At 66.6% G+C, this 16,635-nt stretch carries 17 protein-coding genes; 8 read left to right on the top strand and 9 right to left on the bottom strand.

All coding sequences use genetic code 11. The features are described from left to right. Positions 1–2: 2 nt before the first annotated feature. Positions 3–341 (top strand): P-II family nitrogen regulator, encoded by a 339-nt coding sequence (locus ACSQ2F_RS11210; RefSeq protein WP_436022736.1) that lies wholly within the window; start codon positions 3–5, stop codon positions 339–341. 164 nt (positions 342–505) lie between these two features. Here the strand turns inward: ACSQ2F_RS11210 and ACSQ2F_RS11205 are convergent, their stop codons facing one another. Genes ACSQ2F_RS11205 through ACSQ2F_RS11180 form a run of 6 tightly spaced genes read right to left on the bottom strand, consistent with a single transcriptional unit; the run spans position 506 to position 3,844 of the window. After that, entirely contained in the window at positions 506–1,084 is a 579-nt protein-coding gene (locus ACSQ2F_RS11205; protein WP_436022734.1) for a TIGR00730 family Rossman fold protein, read from the bottom strand. A gap of 16 nt (positions 1,085–1,100) precedes the next feature. Continuing rightward, a complete protein-coding gene (locus ACSQ2F_RS11200; RefSeq protein ID WP_436022732.1) occupies positions 1,101–1,481 on the bottom strand; it encodes a diacylglycerol kinase in 381 nt (126 codons plus the stop codon). A gap of 27 nt (positions 1,482–1,508) precedes the next feature. Beyond that, the gene (locus tag ACSQ2F_RS11195) at positions 1,509–2,042 is read right to left on the bottom strand and encodes an RDD family protein (RefSeq protein ID WP_436022730.1); all 534 of its coding nucleotides are present in this window, start codon (positions 2,040–2,042) and stop codon (positions 1,509–1,511) included. Further along, positions 2,039–2,800: a DUF3106 domain-containing protein gene (locus ACSQ2F_RS11190; RefSeq protein ID WP_436022728.1), complete on the bottom strand. Its 762-nt coding sequence runs from the start codon at positions 2,798–2,800 to the stop codon at positions 2,039–2,041. Before ACSQ2F_RS11190 ends, ACSQ2F_RS11195 begins: the two co-directional genes overlap by 4 nt. 22 nt (positions 2,801–2,822) lie before the next feature. Then, positions 2,823–3,281, bottom strand: a complete 459-nt coding sequence (locus tag ACSQ2F_RS11185) for a DUF3619 family protein (RefSeq protein WP_436022726.1) — start codon at positions 3,279–3,281, stop codon at positions 2,823–2,825. Beyond that, complete coding sequence (locus tag ACSQ2F_RS11180; protein ID WP_436026801.1) at positions 3,278–3,844, bottom strand: RNA polymerase sigma factor; 567 nt, start codon at positions 3,842–3,844, stop codon at positions 3,278–3,280. The genes ACSQ2F_RS11185 and ACSQ2F_RS11180 overlap by 4 nt, the downstream gene beginning before the upstream one ends. A 256-nt stretch (positions 3,845–4,100) precedes the next feature. On the opposite strand from ACSQ2F_RS11180, the gene ACSQ2F_RS11175 reads away from it, so the two are divergent. The 7 genes from ACSQ2F_RS11175 (at position 4,101) to pbpG (ending at position 13,388) form a co-directional block, all read left to right on the top strand. Continuing rightward, on the top strand, positions 4,101–5,870 hold the full coding sequence (locus ACSQ2F_RS11175; protein WP_436022724.1) for an acetolactate synthase 3 catalytic subunit: 1,770 nt from the start codon (positions 4,101–4,103) through the stop codon (positions 5,868–5,870). Between the two features lie 161 nt (positions 5,871–6,031). After that, positions 6,032–6,523, top strand: coding sequence for an acetolactate synthase small subunit (ilvN, locus tag ACSQ2F_RS11170; protein WP_436022722.1), 492 nt, complete (start codon positions 6,032–6,034; stop codon positions 6,521–6,523). 45 nt (positions 6,524–6,568) lie between these two features. Then, positions 6,569–7,585, top strand: coding sequence for a ketol-acid reductoisomerase (gene ilvC, locus ACSQ2F_RS11165; RefSeq protein ID WP_436022720.1), 1,017 nt, complete (start codon positions 6,569–6,571; stop codon positions 7,583–7,585). A 164-nt stretch (positions 7,586–7,749) separates the two neighbouring features. Continuing rightward, positions 7,750–8,589 (top strand): CDP-diacylglycerol--serine O-phosphatidyltransferase, encoded by an 840-nt coding sequence (gene pssA, locus ACSQ2F_RS11160; protein ID WP_436026800.1) that lies wholly within the window; start codon positions 7,750–7,752, stop codon positions 8,587–8,589. A gap of 240 nt (positions 8,590–8,829) precedes the next feature. Next, a complete protein-coding gene (gene leuA, locus ACSQ2F_RS11155; RefSeq protein WP_436022718.1) occupies positions 8,830–10,515 on the top strand; it encodes a 2-isopropylmalate synthase in 1,686 nt (561 codons plus the stop codon). Positions 10,516–10,564: 49 nt separating this feature from the next. Next, positions 10,565–12,106, top strand: coding sequence for a 2-isopropylmalate synthase (locus ACSQ2F_RS11150; protein WP_436022716.1), 1,542 nt, complete (start codon positions 10,565–10,567; stop codon positions 12,104–12,106). 169 nt (positions 12,107–12,275) lie between these two features. Further along, entirely contained in the window at positions 12,276–13,388 is a 1,113-nt protein-coding gene (gene pbpG / locus ACSQ2F_RS11145; RefSeq protein WP_436026799.1) for a D-alanyl-D-alanine endopeptidase, read from the top strand. Between the two features lie 269 nt (positions 13,389–13,657). Here the strand turns inward: pbpG and ACSQ2F_RS11140 are convergent, their stop codons facing one another. The 3 genes from ACSQ2F_RS11140 to hpnD form a co-directional block, all read right to left on the bottom strand. Further along, on the bottom strand, positions 13,658–14,425 hold the full coding sequence (locus ACSQ2F_RS11140) for an IclR family transcriptional regulator (protein WP_436022714.1): 768 nt from the start codon (positions 14,423–14,425) through the stop codon (positions 13,658–13,660). A 99-nt stretch (positions 14,426–14,524) separates the two neighbouring features. Further along, positions 14,525–15,799 (bottom strand): hydroxysqualene dehydroxylase HpnE, encoded by a 1,275-nt coding sequence (hpnE, locus tag ACSQ2F_RS11135; RefSeq protein ID WP_436022712.1) that lies wholly within the window; start codon positions 15,797–15,799, stop codon positions 14,525–14,527. Continuing rightward, positions 15,799–16,635, bottom strand: coding sequence for a presqualene diphosphate synthase HpnD (hpnD, locus tag ACSQ2F_RS11130; protein WP_436026797.1), 837 nt, complete (start codon positions 16,633–16,635; stop codon positions 15,799–15,801). The genes hpnE and hpnD overlap by 1 nt, the downstream gene beginning before the upstream one ends.

Below are 16,635 nucleotides of genomic sequence, written 5' to 3'. Positions count from 1 at the left end.
CGATGAAACAAATCACCGCGATCGTCAAGCCGTTCAAGCTCGAGGAAGTTCGTGAAGGGCTGGCCGAGGTCGGCGTCACCGGGCTGACCGTCACCGAGGTGAAGGGTTTCGGCCGCCAGAAGGGCCACACCGAGCTGTACCGCGGCGCCGAGTACGTCGTCGACTTCCTGCCCAAGGTGAAGGTCGAAGTGGTGGTGAAGGACACGGACGTCGACCGCTGCATCGAGGCCATCGTCAAGGCGGCCAAGACGGGCAAGATCGGTGACGGCAAGATCTTCGTGACGGCCGTGGAGCAGGTGGTTCGCATTCGCACGGGCGAGACCGACGAAGCCGCCGTCTGACGCCGCAGGCACGCAGGCCGGAGTGCCTCCAAGTCGTCACGTCGGCGTCGGAGGCTGCGTCGGCGCCGTGAACTGTCGGTTCGAACCGCAGGGCCCGCTTCGTGCGGGCTCTTTCACGGTTGCTGCGTCACCGGCGGGAGTCCGCGGGCATGCCAGTAGCCGCGTCAGATGAGGCGATAGTCGTCCGGGGCAGGGGAGTGGGCCGCCTCGTTGGCGAGCCTCTCCAGCAGGTCGCCGGCGTCGGTCGACACCCGGAGCAGTTCGTGCTGCGCGTCCCGGATGAAACCCTGATCGCGTGAGCGATCGAGAAAGCCCAGCAGCGGGTCGTAGTAGCCCGCCACATTGAGCAGCCCGACCGGTTTGTCGTGGTAGCCCAGCTGACGCCAGGTCCACACCTCGAACAGCTCCTCGAACGTGCCGATACCGCCCGGCAGCGCGACGAACGCATCCGCGCGTTCGGCCATCAGCGTCTTGCGCTGGTGCATGGTGTCCACGACGTGAAGTTCGGTGAGACCGGCATGGCCCAGTTCGCGGACCATCAGGCTGCGCGGGATCACGCCGATGACCGGCGCCCCCGCGGCCAGCGCCGCGTCCGCGACGATGCCCATCAGCCCGGCGCGACCGCCGCCGTAGACGAGTTGCCAGCCCCGCTGGCCGATCAGGGTGCCCACCTGCCGGGCGGCGGCCGCATAGGCCGGTTCAGTGCCCGGGCTCGAACCGCAGTAGACGCAAAGACTTTTCATCGGGGAACGGCGTGCATCAGGCGAGAAAGCGATGGTACAGCGTCGCCGACCAGACGCCGAGACACAGCAGCACCGACAGGAAGACTGCGGCGCTGGCCTGGTCCTTGGCCCGCTTGGAGAGCTCGTGGTGGGCGAAGGAGATGCGGTCGATGGCGGCCTCGATGCCCGAGTTGAGCAGCTCCACGATCATCACCAGCAGCACCGAGCCCACGAGAAGGGCCACCTCGATCCAGGTGCGTCCAAGCCAGAAGGCCGCCGGCAGCATGACGACGGCGGCCCAGGTTTCCTGGCGGAAGGCGCTTTCGCCGCGATAGGCCGAGCTCAACCCGTCGAGCGAATAGCCGAGAGCGCGGTAGACCCGGTCGAGGCCGATGCGCCCCTTGTATGGATTCGTCATGGGCGGCGATTGTGCCGCCCGCATGCGTCAGCGCGTTGACGGTCGGGGCGCGGGCTTGGCGTCGATCAACCGCGTGCCGCACAGCGCGTCGTGGAGGAACTGCCCCTGCGGATGGAGCCGGGCGAGCGCGGCGTAGGCGACCATGCCGACACCGACCGCCGCCAGGGCCTGCCAGCGCGTCCACCCGTTGGCCCAGGACAGCGCCACCGCAGGCGCCACCCAGGCGCAGGCCGCCACGTAACGCGCGGCGGCGCGCCCGAAGCGCACCGGGCCCCCGTCGGCCGCGACCAGCCGCATGTGCCACGTCTGCATGGGCAGCGTCTGGCCCCTGCGGGTCCAGAACCAGGTGAAGTACGCGCCGAAAATGAGGAACGCGATGACGCGTGAGGCCGCTTCCTGGGGTTCGCCCGTGATGCCGAGCAGCAGCGCGCCGATGGCGCCCGGCACGAGCGCGACGCCGAAGCAGACCAGCACCTCGTACACCAGGGAAGCGAAGCGACGACGCAGGCTCGGCGCCTGCAGCGACACGCCGGGCGCCGCTGCAGCGGATGGAATGGTCATGGGCGGGGAACGTCGAGGGGACCGGAAGCGGCGCGGGCCGAGCGAGCGGCGGCACCTTGCGCGCCCCGCTTGGGGAGCAGTGTCTTGCTGTCCACGAAGGTGGAGCTCGTGGGGATCTTGGGCAAGCCGGGTTGCTGGTGCGGCGGCGGCGACGGCCGCTTGGTCACGAGGTTGGTCGTGGCCCCGGGGCGGGCCTGGGCGACCGTCGGTGCCACCGCGGTCGGTCGGGCCGCATAGGCCGTGTTGGGAACGAGCGTCGATTTCTCGGAGGAGGCGTCGCGTCGCTCACGCCGGGCGGCGGCGGCGGCCTTCGCCGGCGAGGCGCGTTCGGCCAGCTGGCGCTGCTGGTCTGGCGGGAGCGACTTGTAGGCTTCCCAGCGGGCGCGGCGGTCTTCCACCGGCAGCCGCTGCAACTCGTTGTAGTTCAACCGCGCCTGGGCCCGTTGACGCGGGGTCAGCTGTGCCCAGTCAGTCATGCGCTCCTGGATGCGCTCCCGCTCGGCCGGCGCCATCCGGGGCATCCGATCGGCCACCTCGATCCACTTGCTCTTGCGCAGGGCATCAATGCTGTTCCACTCCCGCTGCAGCGGGCGAAGCGCCTGTTGCTGCGCTGGCGTGAGGGCCGACCAGGGCTTGCCTTCGGCGGACGCCACGGCGGCGGTGCGCGACGGCGCGGTCTGGGCGAGCGCCGGCACACCCGCCGTGGCCCCGAGGGCGCACGCGACACACCAGGCAGCGATGGAGCGACGGGCAGGCACGATTCTGTTCCGGTGCGTCAAGTCAGTCCTGGGCGGTCTTGAGGAATTCGACGAAACCCGGGTCGCTGTAGGCGGAGGGCGGCAGGTCGTCGGCCAGCAATGAGGTGTCGAGTTCGGCGGCCGCGGCCACCTGGTTGTTGCCGTGCCAGTCCTGGATGAGCATCAGCCCGGCCAGGAGCACGAGCAAGGGGACGATCGCCCCGAGCTTCACCCACCAACCGGAGCCGCTGTCCCCACCGGTGCCCGCGCCAGGCCACGTGAGGACCGGACCGGTGCTGGAGGCCGTCTCGGGGGCGGTTTCGCGGCGCACGGCGCGTGCGCGCTCGAGTGCCTGTTCGCGGGCGACGCGCAGCCGCTCGGAGATGTCCTGGGGCAGGGCGTCGGTCTGCGCGGTGAGGTGAGCGGCGGCGCGCAATGCGAAGCGCGCCTCGATCGCTTCCTGGTGAGGTGGTGCGAGGTTCGGGCGGTTGGCGGTGTTCATAGCGTGATCCCCTTGGTCTTCAACGTCGCTGCCAGCGAATGGACGGCTCTCGAGCAGTGCGTCTTCACGCTGCCCTCCGAACAACCCATCACCGCCGCCGTTTCGGCGACGTCGAGCTCCTCCCAGTAACGAAGCAGAAACGCTTCGCGTTGACGCGTCGGCAATCGTGACACCTCGGCATCGATCACCAGCAGGATCTGGTCCCGCGAGACGGTGTCGGCGGCGCTTTCCGTGGCAGAAGTCTCGCCCTGGCCGGCAAGTGTCTCCAGCAGATCGAAATCGGCGTCGTCGCTGGAGGAATCGAACTCCGAAAAGTTCCGGAACAGTGCGCCGCGCACCTTCTGGCGGCGGAACCAATCCATCGTCGCATTCGACAGGATCCGGTGGAATACCAGGGGCAGTTCGGCCGCCGGGCGGTCGACGTACTTCTCCGCCAGCCGGATCATGGAGTCCTGGACGATGTCGAGGGCTGCATCGTCATCCCGCACGGCGTAGGCCACGCGCTTGAACGCGCGGCGCTCCACACTTTTCAGGAAATCGGACAGTTCTTTGTCGGATGCCAAGGCGAGGTGCCCGGGGTCAGGCATGGTCAAAACGGGGCGGATTATCGCATTGCACCGTTCGAGGGCCGCAGTTGGTGCACGCCTGTGTGACAAACAGATGCCATAATCCCCTCCTTGCACAACACCCATTTGATCTCGAATGAGCGGCCCGACCCGGGCACCCTGTTTTGGATTTAGCAGGTACCACACCCGCCCCACGAAGGCGAGGAGAGGTGCACCGATGGTTTTTCGTCAGAGAAATTCACAAAGGTTCTGAATGAACATGTCTGCCACTGAAATCAAGCGCGCCCCCGCGGCCGCTTCTCCCGCCTCCACCGACCCGAACGGGTCCGAGATCCTGGTCCGCTGCCTCCAGGCCGAAGGGGTCAAGTTCCTCTGGGGCTATCCCGGCGGTGCCGTCCTCTACATCTACGACGCGCTGTACAAGCAGGACGCCATCCAGCACGTGCTGGTGCGCCACGAGCAGGCCGCCGTCCACGCCGCCGACGGCTACGCCCGCGCAACCGGCGAGGTGGGCGTCGCGCTCGTCACGTCCGGCCCGGGTGTCACGAATGCCATCACCGGCATCGCGACCGCCTACATGGATTCCATCCCGATGGTGATCATCACCGGGCAGGTGCCCACGGCCGCCATCGGCCTGGACGCCTTCCAGGAGTGCGATACCGTCGGCATCACCCGTCCGATCGTCAAGCACAACTTCCTGGTGAAGGATGTGCGCGACCTGGCCTCGACGCTCAAGAAGGCGTTCCACATCGCGCGCACCGGTCGCCCGGGCCCGGTCGTGGTCGACATCCCGAAGGATGTGTCGCTGCACACCACGCCGTTCAGCTACCCGGCGTCGGTCGAGATGCGCTCGTACAACCCGGTGCGCAAGGGCCACGGCGGTCAGATCCGCAAGGCCGTGCAGCTGCTGCTGCAGGCCAAGCGTCCGTACATCTACACGGGTGGCGGCGTCATCCTGGGCAATGCGTCGGCCGAACTGCGCGAACTGGTGAACCTGCTCGGCTATCCGGTCACCAATACCCTGATGGGTCTGGGCGCCTACCCGTCCTCCGACCCGAAGTTCCTGGGCATGCTCGGCATGCACGGCACCTACGAGGCCAACATGACGATGCAGAACTGCGACGTCCTGCTGGCCGTGGGAGCGCGCTTCGACGACCGCGTGATCGGCAACCCGAAGCACTTCGCCTCGGTCGAGCGCAAGATCGTCCACATCGACATCGACCCCTCGTCCATTTCGAAGCGGGTGAAGGTCGACATCCCCATCGTGGGCGACGTGAAGGACGTGCTGCAGGAGCTGATCGCCCAGGTCAAGGAAGCGCAGGCCAAGCCGGATGCGAACGCGCTCAATGCCTGGTGGAACCAGATCACCGAGTGGCGTCGCCGCGAGTGCCTGGTCTACAAGCCGAGCACCGAGGTCATCAAGCCCCAGAGCGTGATCGAGACGCTCTGGCGCCTCACGAAGGACGGTGACACCTACATCACCTCCGACGTCGGCCAGCACCAGATGTGGGCGGCACAGTACTACCGGTTCGACGAGCCGCGCCGCTGGATCAATTCCGGGGGCCTCGGCACGATGGGCGTGGGCCTGCCGTACGCGATGGGCATCAAGCTCGCCAAGCCGGATGCAGACGTCTTCTGCATCACCGGCGAAGGCTCGATCCAGATGTGCATCCAGGAGCTGTCCACCTGCTTCCAGTACAAGACGCCGGTGAAGGTGATCTCGCTGAACAACCGCTACCTGGGCATGGTGCGGCAGTGGCAGGAGCTCGACTACGGCAAGCGCTACTCGCACAGCTACATGGAGGCGCTGCCCGACTTCGTGAAACTCGCCGAGGCCTATGGCCACGTGGGCCTGAAGATCGAGAAGCCGTCCGACGTCGAGCCCGCACTGAAGGAAGCCATCCGCCTGAAGGACCGCACCGTCTTCCTCGACGTCCGCACCGACCCGACCGAGAACGTCTGGCCGATGGTGCAGGCAGGCAAGGGCATTTCCGAAATGCTGCTGGGATCCGAAGACCTGTGACCCGTTGAACGCGGCCAGGGGCGGGGAGGCACGACCTTCCGCCCGAACGCCCGCGGAATGCGACGAACGACTTCCATCCTCATCCTCACGACCTCTACTGGAGCGCCGCGCCCAGGCCTGCTGGTTACCGCCAGCCGGTCGATGCGCGTGGCGAGACACCCATGAAACACATCATTGCCCTGTTGCTCGAGAACGAACCCGGCGCCCTGTCGCGCGTGGTCGCCCTGTTTTCCGCTCGCGGCTACAACATCGAGAGCCTGACGGTCGCTCCCACCGAGGACCCGTCGCTCTCGCGCATGACCATCGTGACCACCGGGTCCGACGACGTCATCGAACAGATCACCAAGCACCTGAACCGCCTGATCGAGGTGGTGAAGGTCGTGGACCTCACCGAGGGCAGCTTCACCGAGCGCGAACTGATGCTCATCAAGGTGCGCGCGGTGGGCAAGGAGCGCGAAGAGATGAAGCGCATGGCCGACATCTTCCGCGGCCGCATCATCGATGTGACCGAGAAGAGCTACACCATTGAACTCACCGGCGATTCCAGCAAGCTCGATGCCTTCCTCGAGGCCATCGACCGCACCGCCATTCTTGAAACCGTGCGTACCGGCGCCAGCGGGATCGGTCGCGGCGAGCGCATTCTGCGCGTCTGATTCCACCCCGACCCGCCTCACTGAACTGATTTGAAGGAGAGATAGATGAAGGTTTATTACGACAAGGACGCCGACCTCAGCCTGATCAAGGGCAAGAACGTCACGATCATCGGCTACGGCTCGCAAGGCCACGCGCACGCCCAGAACCTGAACGACAGCGGCGTCAAGGTGACCGTCGGCGTTCGCAAGTCGGGTGCCTCGTGGAGCAAGGCCGAGAAGGCAGGCCTCAAGGTCGCCGAGATCGCCGACGCGGTGAAGTCCGCCGACGTCGTCATGATCCTGTTGCCGGACGAGCAGATCGCCTCCGTCTACAAGGAAGAGGTCGAGCCGAACATCAAGCAGGGCGCCTCGCTCGCCTTCGCCCACGGCTTCAACGTCCACTACGGCCAGGTCGTTCCCCGTGCCGACCTCGACGTGTGGATGGTCGCCCCGAAGGCCCCTGGCCACACGGTGCGTGGCACGTACGCACAGGGTGGCGGCGTGCCGCACCTGATCGCGGTGCACGCCGACAAGACCGGCAAGGCCCGTGACCTGGCCCTGAGCTACGCCGCAGCCAACGGTGGCGGCAAGGCCGGCATCATCGAGACCAACTTCCGTGAAGAGACCGAGACCGACCTCTTCGGCGAGCAGGCCGTGCTCTGCGGCGGTGCCGTCGAGCTCATCAAGGCTGGCTTCGAGACGCTGACCGAAGCCGGTTACGCGCCCGAGATGGCCTACTTCGAGTGCCTGCACGAGCTCAAGCTGATCGTCGACCTGATCTACGAAGGCGGCATCGCGAACATGAACTACTCGATCTCGAACAACGCCGAATACGGCGAGTACGTGACGGGTCCCCGTGTCGTGACCGAGGCCACCAAGGACGCCATGCGCCAGTGCCTGAAGGACATCCAGACCGGCGAATACGCCAAGAGCTTCATCCTGGAGAACAAGGCTGGTGCGCCGACGCTGCTGTCGCGCCGCCGCCTCACGGCCGAGCACCCGATCGAGCAGGTCGGTGAGCAGCTGCGCGCGATGATGCCCTGGATCAAGAAGAACCGCCTCGTCGACCAGAGCAAGAACTGATCGATGTGCCCGGCCGGTTCGCCGGCCGCGCGGTGCAGGCCGCAAGGGAAACCTTGCGGCCGTTTTTTTTGACCCGTGTGGCACGGCAGTTCATGCGGCCCCCGGGACAGTGCTAAGTTATCCTTCGCGCGATGAATTTTCCGACCCCAGAGGCAGTGAACAAGATGCACGATGGCGACAACCCGACGCTGGAAGTGGACGACGCCCCGGCCCGGCCGCGCCGCAAGGGCATCTATATCCTGCCCAACCTGTTCACCGTCGCAGCCCTGTTCGGCGGCTTCTATGCCATTGTCATGGCCATGAACGGCCGCTTCGAGCAGGCCGCGATCGGTGTCTTCTGCGCGATGGTGCTCGACAGCCTCGACGGCCGCGTGGCCCGCATGACCAACACGCAAAGCACGTTCGGCGAGCAGATGGACAGCTTGTCCGACATGGTCTCCTTCGGGGCCGCGCCAGCCCTGATCGTCTACGAGTGGGCCCTGACCGGTCTCGGCAAGCCGGGCTGGATCGCCGCCTTCGTCTACTGCGCCTGTGCGGCCTTGCGTCTCGCGCGCTTCAACACCAACCTCGCCGTCGTGGACAAGCGCTTCTTCCAGGGCCTGCCGAGTCCGGCTGCCGCGGCGCTGGTCATGGGGTTCATCTGGGTGATGGACAGCCTGGGTTACCTGGGCGGCCGCAACGGCATCGACGCATTCCCCGGCTGGCTCGCCTGGCTGGCCTTCGGCTTCACGCTGTACGCCGGCCTCACCATGGTCACGAACGTGCCGTTCTACAGCTTCAAGGACGTGAGCTTCAAGCGCTCGGTGCCCTTCATCGTCATCGTGGCCATCGCCCTCGGGATCGCACTCATCACGCTGAATCCGCCGTTCGTGCTGTTCGCACTGTTCTGCCTCTACGGAGCCTCGGGCTATGGCGTCTATGCCTGGAAGCGGGCGAAGGGTCGCCCCGTGAGCGTCATTGCCACCTCGACAGACGAGCCGGACGAAGAGGGGCTTCATCGGTGAGCGTACGGCCTTGCGGCACGCCATCCACGCGAACCGCTCGCCACGGTTGGCCGCGTGATGCTATATTCGAACCCATGACGTTGATTGCCACCCTGTCGCTAGGCCTAGGAGTTCTCCGGGCTCGCTGACCAGTCACGTCTTCGTTTTCTCGTCTCAACGGCCCGTATGCAACCAGCATTGGGCCGTTTTGCTTTTTCCGATCATGCGTGCTGGTTGCGAACCCTCTCACAGGAGCTCTCCATGTTGAAGCAACCGCAGCAGAAGTACCGTCCGTTCGCGCCCGTCCGCCTGGCTGACCGCCGCTGGCCCGATGCCGTGCTGGACCGCGCGCCCGTGTGGCTCAGCACCGACCTGCGCGACGGCAACCAGGCGCTCATCGAACCGATGGACCTGGCCCGCAAGCTCCGGCTGTTCGAGATGCTGGTGAAGGTCGGCTTCAAGGAGATCGAGGTCGGGTTTCCGTCCTCCTCTCAGACCGAGTTCGATTTCCTCCGCCGCCTGATCGATGAGGATCGCATTCCCGCCGACGTGACCATCCAGGTGCTGACGCCGGCGCGCGAGCCCCTCATCCGCCGCACTTTCGAAGCGTTGGAAGGTGTCCCTCGGGCCATCGTCCACCTGTACAACGCGACGGCGCCAGTGATGCGGGAAAAGGTGCTGGGCCTCGACGAGGACGGGGTCGTGGCCTTGGTCGAGACCCATGCACGCCTCTTCGTCGACCTGGCCAACGCTCGGCCGGATACGCAGTGGCGCTTCGAGTACTCGCCGGAAACCTTCTCGGACACCGAACTGCCTTTTGCCAAGCGGGTGGTCGACGCGGTCACTGCGATCTGGCAGCCGACGGCCGACAGGAAGTGCATCATCAATCTGCCCACCACGGTCGAGCGCTGCACGCCCAACGTGTTCGCCGACATGGTGGAATGGATGCACCGCCACATTGCGCGTCGCGAGCACATCGTGCTGTCGGTCCATCCGCACAACGACCGGGGCACGGGCACCGCCACGGGTGAACTGGCCCTGATGGCCGGGGCCGAGCGCATCGAAGGTTGCCTCTTCGGCAATGGCGAGCGCACGGGCAATCTTGATCTGGTCAACGTCGCCCTCAATCTGTACACGCAGGGTGTCGCTCCGGGCCTGGACTTCTCGGACATCGACGAGGTGCGCCGTTGTGTCGAACACTGCAACCAGCTGCCCGTGCACCCGCGCCACCCTTACGTGGGCGACCTCGTCTACACCTCGTTCTCCGGGTCCCACCAGGACGCCATCCGCAAGGCCTTCGCCCAGCGGCGCGACGGTGACATCTGGGACATCCCCTACCTTCCCATCGACCCGAAGGACCTCGGCCGCAGCTACGACGCCGTCATTCGCGTCAACAGTCAGTCCGGCAAGGGCGGCATCGCCTACCTGCTGGAGGCCGAGTACGGCATCGAGCTTCCGCGCCGCCTGCAGATCGAGTTCAGCCAGGTCGTCCAGGCAGTGATGGACGACACCGGCAAGGAGCAGAGCGCAGTCGACATCTGGGGCATCTTCGAGCGCGAATACGCGTTGAACGAGGTGTCGGTCGCCCATCCGGCGATCACCAGCGTGGAGCCCGGCGTCGTCTCGCTGGGCGCCCGCGTCGACGCAGCGGGCCGGCAGATGCAGGTCGAGGGCGTGGGCGCAGGACCCATCGATGCCTTCGTGGCGGGTCTGCAGGCTCGCGGCGAGCGGGTGAGGGTGCTCGACTATCACGAGCACGCCATCGGCAGCGGCGCGGACGCACGGGCCATCGCATTCCTCGAACTGCGCCTCGACGATCAGACCAGCCTGTTCGGCGTGGGCATCGACGCCGACATCGTGAGCGCCTCGCTGAAGGCCATCCTGTCGGGCGTGGTCCGCGCACGGCGGCAGCCCGCGCAAGCCGCCTCCGTGGCCATCGTCGCCTAAGATTCCACCTGACGCCCGAACGCATTCCCGAACTCCAGGACACACCACCATGGCCGACAAGCTCATCATTTTCGACACCACGCTGCGAGACGGCGAACAGTCGCCCGGCGCCTCCATGACCAAGGACGAGAAGCTGCGCATCGCACGCCAGCTCGAGCGACTGAAGGTCGACGTGATCGAGGCCGGGTTCGCTGCCTCTTCCAACGGTGACTTCGATGCCGTGCGCGCCATCGCGAACGCGATCAAGGACAGCACGGTGTGCTCGCTGGCCCGCGCCAATGACCGCGACATCGCGCGTGCCGCCGAGGCCTTGCAGGGCGGGGCCTCCACCCGCATCCACCTCTTCCTTGCGACCAGCGCGCTGCACATGGAGAAGAAGCTGCGCATGACGCCTGACCAGGTGTTCGAGCAGGCGCGGCTGTCGGTGAAGTTCGCCCGCAACCTCACGGGCGACGTCGAGTTCTCGCCGGAGGACGGGTACCGCTCCGACCCGGATTTCCTCTGCCGCGTGCTGGAGGCCGTGATCGATGCCGGGGCCACGACCATCAACATCCCCGACACCGTGGGCTACGCCGTGCCGGAGCTGTACGGCAACTTCATCCTGGATTTGCGTCGCCGCATTCCCAACTCGGACAAGGCCATCTGGTCGGTGCACTGCCACAACGACCTCGGCATGGCGGTGGCGAACTCCCTGGCCGGCGTCAAGATCGGCGGTGCCCGGCAGATCGAGTGCACCATCAACGGACTGGGCGAACGTGCCGGCAACTGCTCTCTCGAGGAAGTGGTCATGGCGGTCAAGACCCGCCGCGACTACTTCGGTCTCGAGGTGGGCATCGATGCCTCGCAGATCGTGCCGGCTTCCCGCCTCGTGTCGCAGACCACGGGTTTCGTGGTCCAGCCCAACAAGGCCGTGGTCGGTGCGAATGCCTTCGCGCATGCGTCAGGCATCCACCAGGACGGCGTGCTCAAGGCCCGTGATACCTACGAGATCATGCGCGCGGAGGATGTGGGCTGGTCGGCCAACAAGATCGTCCTCGGCAAGCTGTCGGGGCGCAATGCCTTCAAGCAACGCCTGCAGGAGCTGGGGGTGGTGCTGGAGTCCGAGGCCGAAATCAATGCCGCCTTCGCCAAGTTCAAGGAGCTCGCTGATCGCAAGAGCGACATCTTCGACGAGGACATCCTGGCCCTGGTGATGGACGAGTCGGTCACTTCGGAGCAGGAACACTTCCGGCTGCTGTCGCTGTCGCAGCGCTCGGAAACCGGGGAACGCCCGTTCGCCAAGGTGGTGTTCGCCGGCGGGGCCGAAGAGCACCACACCGAGGCCCAGGGCAACGGCCCGGTGGACGCGAGCCTCAAGGCCATCGAGTCCCAGGTGAAATCAGGCGCGGAAATGCTGCTCTATTCCGTGAATGCCATCACCTCCGGAAGCACAGAATCCCAGGGTGAGGTGACGGTGCGGCTGCAATTGGGTGGCCGGGTGGTCAACGGCGTGGGTTCCGACCCTGACATCGTCGTGGCGTCCGCCAAGGCCTACCTCGCAGCGTTGAACAAGTTGCACAGCAAGAACGAACGCGTCGCTGCCCAGGGTTGAGTTTTGCTCAACATGGCCGATATCCTCACCACGGCGGTTGAGGAAAGCAGCGTAAGTTTTTGATCTTGCGCGGCTTTTTTCTATCGCCTACACTTGTTGTTACTGTGCGTGAAGGGGTGATGTCGTGCAATTTGCGCCTAAGTCTGTGTCGGGTCTTCTGCGTGCCCTGATGGTGCTGGTCGTGGCCGTTTCGGTGCCGCTCGGAGCCGGCGCAGCCGCGTCGAAATCGCGCGCCGTCAAGAAAAAGCCCACCGTCGTGGCGAAGGCCTCGTCGGCCAAGGCCGTGCGCAGCAAGACGGTGTCCACCCGTGCGGCCGTGAAACGCTCCAGTTCCCTGGTCCGCAAGGGCAAGGCCATCTCGGTGCGCTCCCGCGCCCGGCTGGTTCGCGCAGAGCCCGTTCGGGCGTCGTTCGGCCAGCTCTCCGGTCTGCACAGCACCGACGATCCGCTTGACCTGAAGTCGAGCGTCGCCCTCGTGCTCGACCAGGACACGAACGAGGTCCTCTTCAGCAAGAATTCGCAAGCCGTCCTTCCCATCGCCTCCATCACGAAGCTGATGACTGCCGTGGTGGTAACGGAGGCGAAGCTCCCGCTCGACGAGGTCCTCACCGTCACCCAGGACGATGTCGACACCGAGAAGGGCAGCAGCTCGCGTCTCAGCGTGGGCGCCCAGCTCACGCGTGAGGAGATGCTCCACCTGGCGCTGATGTCGTCGGAGAACCGGGCGGCCAACGCGCTTGGGCGGCACTATCCAGGCGGCTTGCACGCCTTCGTCGCGGCCATGAACCAGAAAGCCGCCGAACTTGGCATGCACGACACCCGCTACGTCGAACCGACGGGCCTGTCGAGCCGCAACCAGTCCAGCGCGCGTGACCTGGCCACCCTCGTCAAGCACGCCCATGGGCATCGCATCATCCGCGACCTGTCCACCTCGCTCGAGTACCAGGTGGCCGTGGGCCACCGCCAGCTGCAGTACCGCAACACCAACGGCCTGGTGAAGAACCCGGAGTGGGAGATCGGCCTGCAGAAGACGGGCTACATCTCCGAAGCCGGCCGCTGCCTCGTCATGCAAGCCCGCCTCGCCGGCCGCCAGGTGATCATGGTCTTCCTCGACTCCGCCGGCCGCTACTCGCGGATCGGCGACGCCGAGCGCGTGCGCAAGTGGATCAACGAGACCCTGCCGCTGGCCGATCACCATTCGCCCTCGCTGCCCTCCCTGCCGGGCAACCCGACGCTGCCGGCCGTGCCCACGGCCAGCGCCATGCCCAAGGTCACCTCCTGAGGCGCCGACGGCTTTGACCCCACGCCCTGGCGGCGTGTGTGTTGAGCACACGCCCAGGCGGTGTGTGTGGCCTGACGGCTCCCTCGGGAGCCGTTTTCATTTGCAAACCGGGGCTGCTGCTTCAATTCGCGGCTCGTACGGCATGAGCGCAAGGTCTTTCCGCGCCGGCGTGGCACAGTCAGCAAGCTGGCGTCGTGTCGAGGCCTGCGGCCGTCAACCGCGATTGCCGACCGCGGGCTGCGCGGACATCGGCGGGCCCGACCGGGACCTTACTTGCGATACCCGAGGGCCGCGGAGATCTGGGCGGCGGTGGCCTTGAGGCGCTCGAGCCAGCTCTCCTCAAGGCGGTCGGCCGGCGCGGAGATGGACAGACCGGCCACCAGCTTCCCCTGGTCATCGAGGATGGCGGAGGCCATGCAGCGCACGCCGAGCTCGAGTTCCTCGTCGTCACGGGCGGTGCTGTACTGCAGCACCTTCGACAGCTCACGCTCCAGCGCGGTGATGTCGGTGATGCTGTTCTTCGTGTGGCCCGCCAGTCCCGTGCGGGTCGCGTAGGCCCTAACCCGTTGCGGGTCATCGTGGGCCAGGAAGAGCTTCCCGACGGAGGTGAGATGCAGTGGCGCGCGGCCGCCGACGGCGCGGACGACCTGCATGCCCGATCGCTCGCTGTAGGTGCGTTCGATGTAGACGATCTCGTCGCCCTGGCGCATCGACAGGTTCACCGGCTGGTGGGTGAGCTTGTGCAGCTCGCGCATGGGACCCAGGGCGGCATCACGGACGTCAAGGCGGGCCTTGACGAGGTTGCCGAGTTCGAGGAGCCGCATGCCGAGCCGGTAGCTTCCTGCTTCGGGCCGGTCGACATAGCGGCCGACGGTCAGGTCGTTCAGGATGCGATGGGCGGTGGACGGGTGCAGCCCGGTCTGTTCGCTGATGAGCTTGAGCGACACCGGGTCCTGGTGGGAAGCCAGCAGGTCCAGCAGCGAGAACATGCGCTCGAGCACCTGGATCGCGGGCTTCTGATCCTCTTTGCTTTTCATGCCGACATTGTCGCCGAATCGCTCCAGGTTTTGCATGGCGAAATTCACAATCGCCGCCGTGCCGCCGTATCGAGCTGTCTCAGGGTTTCTCGAGAGGTGTCATGACAAGGCTTCCACGGCCAGGTGGCCGGAGCGCACCGCGCCTTCCAGCGTGGCCGGATACGGGCCGTCGATGAAATCGCCCGCTGCCACGAGGCCCGGAAGTATGCGGGTTGGGGGGCGCTGCAGGCCGGGCGTGCAAAGGAAGGTCGCGCGTTTCTCCGTCACGCAGCGGACCGCCACGAGTTCGGAGCCGAGGTGAGAACCCAGCGCCTGCTGCGCCTGCGCCAACGTTGCGGTCTGGGTGACGTCGCTCCCGCGCCCCACCCAGGCCGCGGCGCCGCTGATCACGAAGGCGAGGAGGCCGTCCAGCCCGCACAGGGCACCCAGGTCGAAGGCGAACTGGGCCGGTCGCGCCGCGTCGGCATGGAGGGCCATCATCGGATCGGGGAGGCGGACGCCAGATGCCCTGGCGTACACCGTGATGATCGGCTCGTATTGCAGTGACCGGGCCTGCGCCGCCCAGTCGGGCGCCACGTCGGCCGTGAGGCGCGCGGCTTCCGCCGCCGAGCAGGCGAGGACCACGGCGTCGAACCGCTCGCCGTCGACGCGCCAGGCCGTGCCTTCGGGCTGCACCGATTCCACTCGGCGAGACAGGTGCAGCTTGGCACCGGCCTGGGCCAGCCACCGCGCCGCGGGATCGGGCAGGAGTTCGCCCAGGCGAAGGCGGGGCAGCAGCAAGTCCGCGGAACCGGGGCCGCTGAACAGCGCATCCCTCAGCACACGGAGGAACACCGTGGCGCTGGCCTGGTTCGCGGGCGTGTTGAGCGCGGCCACGCACAGGGGTTCGAGCAGGTCCTGACGCACGGCCGGCGGAAGATGGGAGGCCAGGCGCTCGACAGTCCAGGTTTCATCGCAGCGAAAGCCCGTCAGCGCCCAGCGGCTCGCCGTCGACAACAGGGCGGCCTTGGCCGACAGGCTCCAGCCGGGGTATCGCGCGACGGCTGCCAGGAATGCGAGCACGGGCGCGCCAGGGCGCATCTGCAGGCCGCTGCCTTCGGGATAGCAGATGCGCAGCGGCGTGCGCAGCAGGGCCTGCGAGACGTCGACGCCGACGGTGCGCATGAGCGCGAGCGTCTCGGTGTAGGCCCCGATGAGGATGTGCTGGCCGTTGTCGAGCGGCAAGCCGTGGCTGTCGATGGTGCGGGCTCGCCCGCCCAGCTGGGGCGCCATTTCGTGGACGCTCACGCGCAGGCCCGCCGCCGTCGCGGACGTGGCGGCCGCAAGCCCCGCCCATCCGCCCCCGATGACGGCCACCGAGTGTGCGAAGGGCATCAACGAACGGTCCAGTTGGTCTTCGCGGCGATCCACAGCTTGCGCAGGGGGGTGAGCGAGGTGCGCTGGTGCAGCACTTGAAACTGCTGGACTTCGATCTCGCGCAGGAGCGTGCGGTAGATCTGCGCCATCATGAGCCCCGGTTTCTGCGCCCGGCGGTCTGCCTCGGGCAGCAAGGCCAGGGCCTCGTCGTAGCAGCGGTGCGCGCGCCCGGCCTGGAAGGTCATCAAGGCGGTGAAACGCTCGCTGTAGCCGCGATTCAGCACCTCGTGCGCCTTGACATCGAACTGCTGCAGTTCCGAGACGGGAAGGTAGATGCGGCCGCGCCGCGCGTCGTCTCCCACGTCGCGGATGATGTTGGTCAGCTGCATGGCCAGGCCCAGGCGGTGGGCGTAGGCGATGGTCTGGGCCTGGGTGCGCCCGAAGATGCCTGAGGCGACCTCGCCCACGATGCCCGCCACCAGGTGACAGTAGCGCGCGAGGCCGGCGAAATCGAGGTAGCGCGATTGATCCAGGTCCATCTGGCAACCGTCGATGACGGCCTGCAGGTGTTCCGCACGGATGTCGTAGGCCGCAACGTGCGGCATGAGGGCCAACGTCACGGGATGGGAGGGCTTTCCGGAGAACGCGGATGCGACCTCCTTGCGCCACCAGGCCAGCTTGGTGGCCGCCACGCCCGGGTCCTGCACCTCGTCGACCACGTCGTCGACCTCACGGCAGAAGGCGTAGAACGCGGTGATGGCGGCTCGCCGCGGCGGCGGCAGGAAAAGGAATGCGTAGTAGAAGCTCGAGCCGCTCTTGGCGGCCTTGTCCTGCACGTACTGTTCGGGGGTCAT

This window comes from Rhizobacter sp. LjRoot28 (genome assembly GCF_964253025.1).
GTDB lineage: Bacteria > Pseudomonadota > Gammaproteobacteria > Burkholderiales > Burkholderiaceae_C > Rhizobacter.
Note: the sequence above shows the minus strand (reverse complement) of the source record. Positions and strands in the feature narration are given on the sequence as shown.

What these genes read in the sequence shown, in the direction of transcription:
- ACSQ2F_RS11205 (WP_436022734.1), bottom strand. Translation starts at nt 1,084, where the DNA reads ATGAAAAGTCTTTGCGTCTACTGCGGTTCGAGCCCGGGCACTGAACCG.
- ilvN (WP_436022722.1), top strand. Translation starts at nt 6,032, where the DNA reads ATGAAACACATCATTGCCCTGTTGCTCGAGAACGAACCCGGCGCCCTG.
- ACSQ2F_RS11200 (WP_436022732.1), bottom strand. Translation starts at nt 1,481, where the DNA reads ATGACGAATCCATACAAGGGGCGCATCGGCCTCGACCGGGTCTACCGC.
- ACSQ2F_RS11195 (WP_436022730.1), bottom strand. Translation starts at nt 2,042, where the DNA reads ATGACCATTCCATCCGCTGCAGCGGCGCCCGGCGTGTCGCTGCAGGCG.
- ACSQ2F_RS11175 (WP_436022724.1), top strand. Translation starts at nt 4,101, where the DNA reads ATGAACATGTCTGCCACTGAAATCAAGCGCGCCCCCGCGGCCGCTTCT.
- pssA (WP_436026800.1), top strand. Translation starts at nt 7,750, where the DNA reads ATGCACGATGGCGACAACCCGACGCTGGAAGTGGACGACGCCCCGGCC.
- leuA (WP_436022718.1), top strand. Translation starts at nt 8,830, where the DNA reads ATGTTGAAGCAACCGCAGCAGAAGTACCGTCCGTTCGCGCCCGTCCGC.
- hpnD (WP_436026797.1), bottom strand. Translation starts at nt 16,635, where the DNA reads ATGACCCCCGAACAGTACGTGCAGGACAAGGCCGCCAAGAGCGGCTCG.
- pbpG (WP_436026799.1), top strand. Translation starts at nt 12,276, where the DNA reads ATGGTGCTGGTCGTGGCCGTTTCGGTGCCGCTCGGAGCCGGCGCAGCC.
- ACSQ2F_RS11140 (WP_436022714.1), bottom strand. Translation starts at nt 14,425, where the DNA reads ATGAAAAGCAAAGAGGATCAGAAGCCCGCGATCCAGGTGCTCGAGCGC.
- ilvC (WP_436022720.1), top strand. Translation starts at nt 6,569, where the DNA reads ATGAAGGTTTATTACGACAAGGACGCCGACCTCAGCCTGATCAAGGGC.
- ACSQ2F_RS11185 (WP_436022726.1), bottom strand. Translation starts at nt 3,281, where the DNA reads ATGAACACCGCCAACCGCCCGAACCTCGCACCACCTCACCAGGAAGCG.
- hpnE (WP_436022712.1), bottom strand. Translation starts at nt 15,799, where the DNA reads ATGCCCTTCGCACACTCGGTGGCCGTCATCGGGGGCGGATGGGCGGGG.
- ACSQ2F_RS11150 (WP_436022716.1), top strand. Translation starts at nt 10,565, where the DNA reads ATGGCCGACAAGCTCATCATTTTCGACACCACGCTGCGAGACGGCGAA.
- ACSQ2F_RS11210 (WP_436022736.1), top strand. Translation starts at nt 3, where the DNA reads ATGAAACAAATCACCGCGATCGTCAAGCCGTTCAAGCTCGAGGAAGTT.